The organism is Nocardiopsis protaetiae, from assembly GCF_045446735.1.
In the GTDB taxonomy this organism is placed as follows: domain Bacteria; phylum Actinomycetota; class Actinomycetes; order Streptosporangiales; family Streptosporangiaceae; genus Nocardiopsis; species Nocardiopsis protaetiae.
On sequence record NZ_JBJJBV010000360.1, the window covers coordinates 1 to 5,671 of the forward strand.

Annotated in this window: 5 protein-coding genes; 3 read left to right on the top strand and 2 right to left on the bottom strand. The window is 74.2% G+C overall.

The genetic code is table 11. The annotated features are described in order from the left end of the window. Nucleotides 1-153: 153 nt before the first annotated feature. Nucleotides 154-969 (bottom strand): TetR/AcrR family transcriptional regulator, encoded by an 816-nt coding sequence (locus ACJOT3_RS31840; protein ID WP_406976840.1) that lies wholly within the window; start codon nt 967-969, stop codon nt 154-156. Between the two features lie 70 nt (nt 970-1,039). Here ACJOT3_RS31840 and ACJOT3_RS31845 point away from each other — a divergent pair, with 70 nt between their 5' ends. Together ACJOT3_RS31845 and ACJOT3_RS31850 are read left to right on the top strand one after the other, a co-directional pair. Next, nucleotides 1,040-3,307, top strand: a complete 2,268-nt coding sequence (locus ACJOT3_RS31845; protein WP_406976841.1) for an ATP-binding cassette domain-containing protein — start codon at nt 1,040-1,042, stop codon at nt 3,305-3,307. 88 nt (nt 3,308-3,395) lie between these two features. Further along, nucleotides 3,396-3,563 carry a hypothetical protein gene (locus ACJOT3_RS31850; protein ID WP_406976842.1) on the top strand — a complete coding sequence of 56 codons (168 nt, stop codon included), beginning with the start codon at nt 3,396-3,398 and terminating at the stop codon, nt 3,561-3,563. On the opposite strand, the gene ACJOT3_RS31855 is transcribed toward ACJOT3_RS31850, so the two are convergent. Then, nucleotides 3,560-4,513: a GlxA family transcriptional regulator gene (locus ACJOT3_RS31855; RefSeq protein ID WP_406976843.1), complete on the bottom strand. Its 954-nt coding sequence runs from the start codon at nt 4,511-4,513 to the stop codon at nt 3,560-3,562. The two genes, ACJOT3_RS31850 and ACJOT3_RS31855, sit on opposite strands and share 4 nt — an antisense overlap. A 70-nt stretch (nt 4,514-4,583) precedes the next feature. Here ACJOT3_RS31855 and ACJOT3_RS31860 point away from each other — a divergent pair, with 70 nt between their 5' ends. Continuing rightward, entirely contained in the window at nt 4,584-5,633 is a 1,050-nt protein-coding gene (locus tag ACJOT3_RS31860; RefSeq protein WP_406976844.1) for a saccharopine dehydrogenase NADP-binding domain-containing protein, read from the top strand. Nucleotides 5,634-5,671 lie beyond the last annotated feature (38 nt).

The window sequence follows — 5,671 nt, forward strand, 5'->3', positions numbered from 1 at the left end:
AAGGTGAGGGCCCGCGGCCCCCGTGACCGCACGAAAGCTACACGGGTCCCGCACACGCCGGGAAATCGCACATGATTACGGAGAACGGTGGAAGACCCCTCTCGGGCGGCCGACCGGCGCGTCCGTGGTTGAGGGTGTCCGGAACCCCCGTCCCTATTGGGTCCGCGAGGCCGGGGGGCGGGCCGGCAGCCGTGCCTGGAGGGAGTCCAGGACGGAGGCGAGTCCGGAGCGGAACGTCTCGCGGGCCTCCTGTTCCAGGTAGGGCTCGGACGTGTTCTCGTTGTCGAACGCCCCCGCCTGCGCCATCAGGGTCAGGGTGGGAAAACGTGTCCCGAAGTCCGGGGCGACCTCCTCCAGCAGCCCCGACCGCTCGTGCCACCACTCGTCCTCGGGGATCCCGGTGACCGCCCCGGCCCGGCGGGCCTCGGCGGCGACCTGCACCTGGCCGCGCACCAGGTTGAACAGGGTCCCGTAGGTGGTGCGGATGCGCGCCGGGGGCAGGCCCGCCCGGTGCAGCACCGCCGCCAGCGACTCGAAGAGCCGGTACTCGTTGGGGCCCAGCACCGGCCGGGCGGTGGAGACCTCCAGGGTCCAGGGGTGGCGCAGGTAGAAGTCCCACAGCCGCACGGCCCAGGCCTCGGTGGCGGTGCGCCAGTGGGGGGAGCCGTCGGCCTCGGCGGCGTCGGCGGGCTCGCCGAAGACGTGGTCGTACATGAGCTCGACGAGTTCGTTCTTGCTGGCCACGTAGGTGTACAGGGACATGGCGGTGCGGCCCAGGCGCTCGCCGACCGCGCGCATGGACAGCGCCTCCATGCCCTCGGCGTCGGCGACCTCCACGGCGGTGGCCACCACCAGGTCCACGGTGAGCTCGGGGCGGCGGCCGGTGGCGGCGCGGGGTGCCCCGCCCGGGGTGCGCCACAGCAGGGACATGGCGCGGCGTGCGTCTCCGCGTCCGGGGTACACGACCACGATTGTCCTCCTTATGGCATAAACTCTGTTCGTCTGAGAGTTTATCGCATAAGGAAACCTGGAGCGCAGCGTGCGAACCGAGCATCCGGCCGACGGCCACGACACCATCCAGGTCCGCGGAGCCAGGGAGAACAACCTGGCGGGGGTCGACGTCGACATCCCCAAGCGCCGCCTGACCGTCTTCACCGGCCTGTCCGGGTCCGGCAAGTCCTCCCTGGTCTTCGGGACCATCGCCGCCGAGTCCCAGCGGCTCATCAACGAGACCTACACGACCTTCGTCCAGTCGTTCATGCCCAGCGTCGGCCGCCCCGAGGTGGACACGCTGCGCAACCTCAGCGCCGCGATCATCGTCGACCAGGAGCGGATGGGCGCCAACTCCCGCTCCACCGTGGGCACCGCCACCGACGCCGCCGCCATGCTCCGCGTCGTGTTCAGCCGGGTGGGCAGCCCGCGCCTGGAGCCCTCCAGCGTGTTCAGCTTCAACAACGCCGAGGGCATGTGCCCCGAGTGCGAGGGCCTGGGCCGGGTCAACACCATCGACATCGACGAGCTGGTCGACGCCGACCTGTCCCTGAACGAGGGCGCCATCACCGCACCCGGCTACGGGGTGGACACCTGGTACTGGCAGGTGTTCGCCAACTCCGGGCTGCTGGACCCCGACAAGAAGGTGCGCGACTACACCGAGCAGGAGCGCCAGGCCTTCCTGTACCACCCGGTCACCAAGGTCAAGGTGGGCACCAGCAACCTCAGCTACGAGGGCCTGGTCCCCAAGGTCAAGCGCACCTACCTGGGCAAGGACCGCGACAAGATGCAGGCGGGGCTGCGCGCGTTCGTCGACCGCGCCGTCACCTTCTCCACCTGCGCCGAGTGCGAGGGCACCCGGCTCAACGCCACCGCCCGGTCGGTGAAGGTCGCCGGGCGCAGCATCACCGAGTGCTCGGCGATGCAGATCGACGACCTGGCGGCGTTCGTGCGCACCCTGGACGAGCCCTCGGTCAAACCGCTGCTGGACGGGCTGGGCCACACCCTGGACTCGCTGGTGGAGGTGGGCCTGGGCTACCTGAGCCTGGACCGGGAGTCGGGGACCCTGTCGGGCGGGGAGTCCCAGCGGGTCAAGATGGTCCGCCACCTGGGCTCCAGCCTGAGCGATGTCACCTACGTGTTCGACGAGCCCACCATCGGGCTGCACCCGCACGACATCGAGCGGATGAACAACCTGCTGCTGAGCCTGCGCGACAAGGGCAACACCGTGCTGGTGGTCGAGCACAAGCCCGAGACCATCTCCCTGGCCGACCACGTGGTGGACCTGGGGCCGGGCGCCGGGCCCGCGGGCGGGCGCATCACCTACACCGGCGACGTGGCGGGGCTGCGCGCCTCGGGCACCCTCACCGGCGACCACCTGGACCACCGGGCGCGGCTGCGCGAGAAGGTGCGGCCCGCCCGCGGGGCGCTGTCCATCACCGGCGCCACCTCCCACAACCTCAAGGACGTCAGCGTGGACATCCCGCTGGGGGTGCTCACCGTGGTCACCGGGGTGGCGGGGTCGGGCAAGAGCTCGCTGATCCACGGGGCGCTGCCGGGCCGCGAGGGTGTGGTGGTGGTCGACCAGTCGCCGATCAAGGGGTCGCGGCGCTCCAACCCGGCCACCTACACCGGGCTGCTGGACCCGATCCGCACCGCGTTCGCCAAGGCCAACGGGGTCAAGGCGGCGCTGTTCAGCGCCAACTCCGAGGGGGCCTGCCCCGAGTGCAAGGGCGCCGGGGTCATCTACACCGACCTGGCGATGATGGCCGGGGTGGCCACCACGTGCGAGAAGTGCGAGGGCAAGCGGTTCCGCCCCGAGGTGCTCGCCCACACCCTGCGCGGCAAGAACATCAGCGAGGTGCTGGCCATGTCGGTGGTGGAGGCCCGGGAGTTCTTCGCCTCCGGCAACGCCCGGGTGGTCCTGGACCGGCTGCACGACGTGGGCCTGGGCTACCTGGGCCTGGGCCAGCCGCTGACCACCCTGTCGGGCGGTGAGCGCCAGCGGCTGAAGCTGGCGATCTCGATGGCCCGCCAGGGCGCGGTGTACGTGATGGACGAGCCGACCACCGGCCTGCACCTGGCCGACGTGGACCGGCTGCTGGCGCTGCTGGACCGGTTGGTGGACGACGGCAACACGGTGATCGTCATCGAGCACCACCAGGCGGTGATGGCGCACGCCGACCACATCATCGACCTGGGCCCGGGCGCGGGTCACGAGGGCGGCCGGGTGGTGTTCGAGGGCTCCCCGGCCGAGCTGGTCGAGGGCTCGGACACCCTCACCGCCCGCCACCTGCGCACCTATCTGGGCCGCTGATCCCACCCGGGTCGGCGGGTGCGCACCGCCGACCCGGACCGGAGCACCACGGGGGCGGACCGGTGACCGGGGAACGGCGACCTCCTACGTGTGGCACGACGCCCAGGCCGGACGGCTGTGCTGCTCCACCGCCTTCCTGCCGGCCGGGGAGCTGCCGTTCGGCGGCGCCTACCGGCTCACCGCCGACCCGGGGGAGGCGGTGGCGGGGTTCCTGGAGGGCGGGTGGAGCGAACCCCTTTGCGGTGTGGGCGGCTAATCGGGGGTGTGGGAGGCGCGGAAGGCGGAGCGGTAGGCGAGGGGGCTGACGCCGACGGCGCGGTGGAAGTGGCGGCGCAGCGTGGTGGCGGTGCCCATGCCGCAGCGGGCGGCGATCTGCTCCACGGTCGCGTCGGTGCCCTCCAGCAGTTCCCGGGCCAGGCCCACGCGCTGGCGGTGCAGCCACTCCAGCGGGGCCGTCCCGGTCTGGGCGTGCATGCGCCGGGCCAGCTGGCGGGGGCTCAGGCCCGCCCGGCGGGCCAGGTCGGCGACGGTCAGCGGCCGGTCCAGGTGGGTGCGGGCCCACTCCAGGGCCTCGCCCAGGCCGTCGCGGGTGCGCGGCACCGCGGGCGGGGCGATGAACTGGGCCTGCCCGCCCGGCCGGTGGGCCGGGGCGACCAGGCGGCGGGCCAGCCCGTTGGCCGCCGCGGCACCGTGGTCGGTGCGCACCAGGTGCAGGCACAGGTCCAGCGCCGCCGTCTTGCCCGCCGCGGTCAGGACGTGCCCGGCGTCGGTGTAGAGCACGTCGGCGCGCACGTCCACGCGCGGGTGGCGGCGGGCCAGCTCCGGGGCGTGCATCCAGTGGGTGGTGGCGGGCAGGCCGTCCAGCAGACCCGCGGCGGCCAGCACGAACGCGCCCGTGCACAGCGACACGATCCGCCGGTCGGCGCGGTGGGCGGCGCGCAGCGCCGCCAGGTACGCCGGGTCGGGGTCGGCCAGGGGCCGGTGGGAGGCGGGCACGACCACGGTGTCCGCCCCGGTCAGGTCCTCCCAGCGGCGGGCGGGCACCCCCGGCAGCAGGGGCGAGGGGGAGCCGTCGGCGGTGTGCGCGGTCAGCCGGTACCAGCCTCTGGGGGACAGGTCGGCGCGGTCCACCCCGAACACCTCGGCGGCGATCGCCGTCTCGTAGGGCATCGTGTGCTCGTGCAGGGCGATCCCGACCGTGTGCATGTCCGAAAGTGTACGCAGGGCGTCGGATCGGACGCTGGCCGGCGGGGTGCGCGGGGCGAAGGATGGGGTCATGAACTCCTTCGAGATGCGGCCGCCCGCGCGCGGCAGGGTGCTGGTGTACGGGGCCTACGGGCACACCGGTCGGTTCGTGGTGGCCGAGCTGGTGCGGCGCGGGCTGGAGCCGGTACTGTCGGGGCGCAGCGCGGACCGGCTCGCCGACCTGGCCCGGGTGTACCCCGGCCTGGAGGTGCGCCCGGCGCCGGACGGGCGGGCGCTGGGCCGGGCGGTGGCGGGCACGGCGGCGGTGGTCAACACCGCGGGGCCGTTCCTGGACACCGCCGGGCCGGTGGCGGCGGCCGCCGTCGCGGCCGGGGCCCACTACCTGGACGTGACCGCCGAGCAGCCCGCGGCGGCGGCCACCCTGGACGAGGTGGGTGCGGCCGCGGCCGCCGCGGGGGTGGCGGTGCTGCCCGCGATGGCGTTCTACGGCGGGCTGGCCGACCTGCTGGCCACCGCCGCGGCCGGCGGTGACCCGGTGGAGGCGGTCACCGTGGCCGTGGGCCTGGACGGGTGGCGGCCCACCGCGGGCACGCGTATCACCGGGGAGCGCAACACGGCCCCGCGCCTGCTCGTCGACGGCGGCGAACTCGTGCCGCTGACGGCGGTCGCGCCCGCCGGGCGCGACTGGGACTTCCCCGCGCCGCTGGGGCGCCGGGCGGTGGTCGCCCTGCCCTTCTCCGAGGTCGTGCTGCTCCACCACCACCTGGGGGCGAAGCGGATCACCTCCTATCTCAACGAGGAGCCCCTGGCCCAGCTGCGCGACCCGGCCACCCCCGCACCCGAGGCCGCCGACACCTCCGGCAGGTCCGCCCAGCGGTTCGCCGTGGACGTGCGGGTGCGCGTGGACGGGACCGAGCGGCGGGCCACCGCCGTGGGCCGGGACATCTACGCGGTGACCGCACCGCTGCTGGCCGAGGCGGTGGCGCGCCTGCTGGACGGACGTGTCCGCGCCGTCGGGGCCCGGGCGCCGGGCGAGGTGTTCGACGCCGCGGACTTCCTGGCGGCGCTGGCCCCCGACCCCCTGGCCCTCACCCTGCCCCGACCGCTGCCGGTCCGCTAGGGCGCGGGCGGACGCTCTCGCCCACAGGGCGGTCGGCG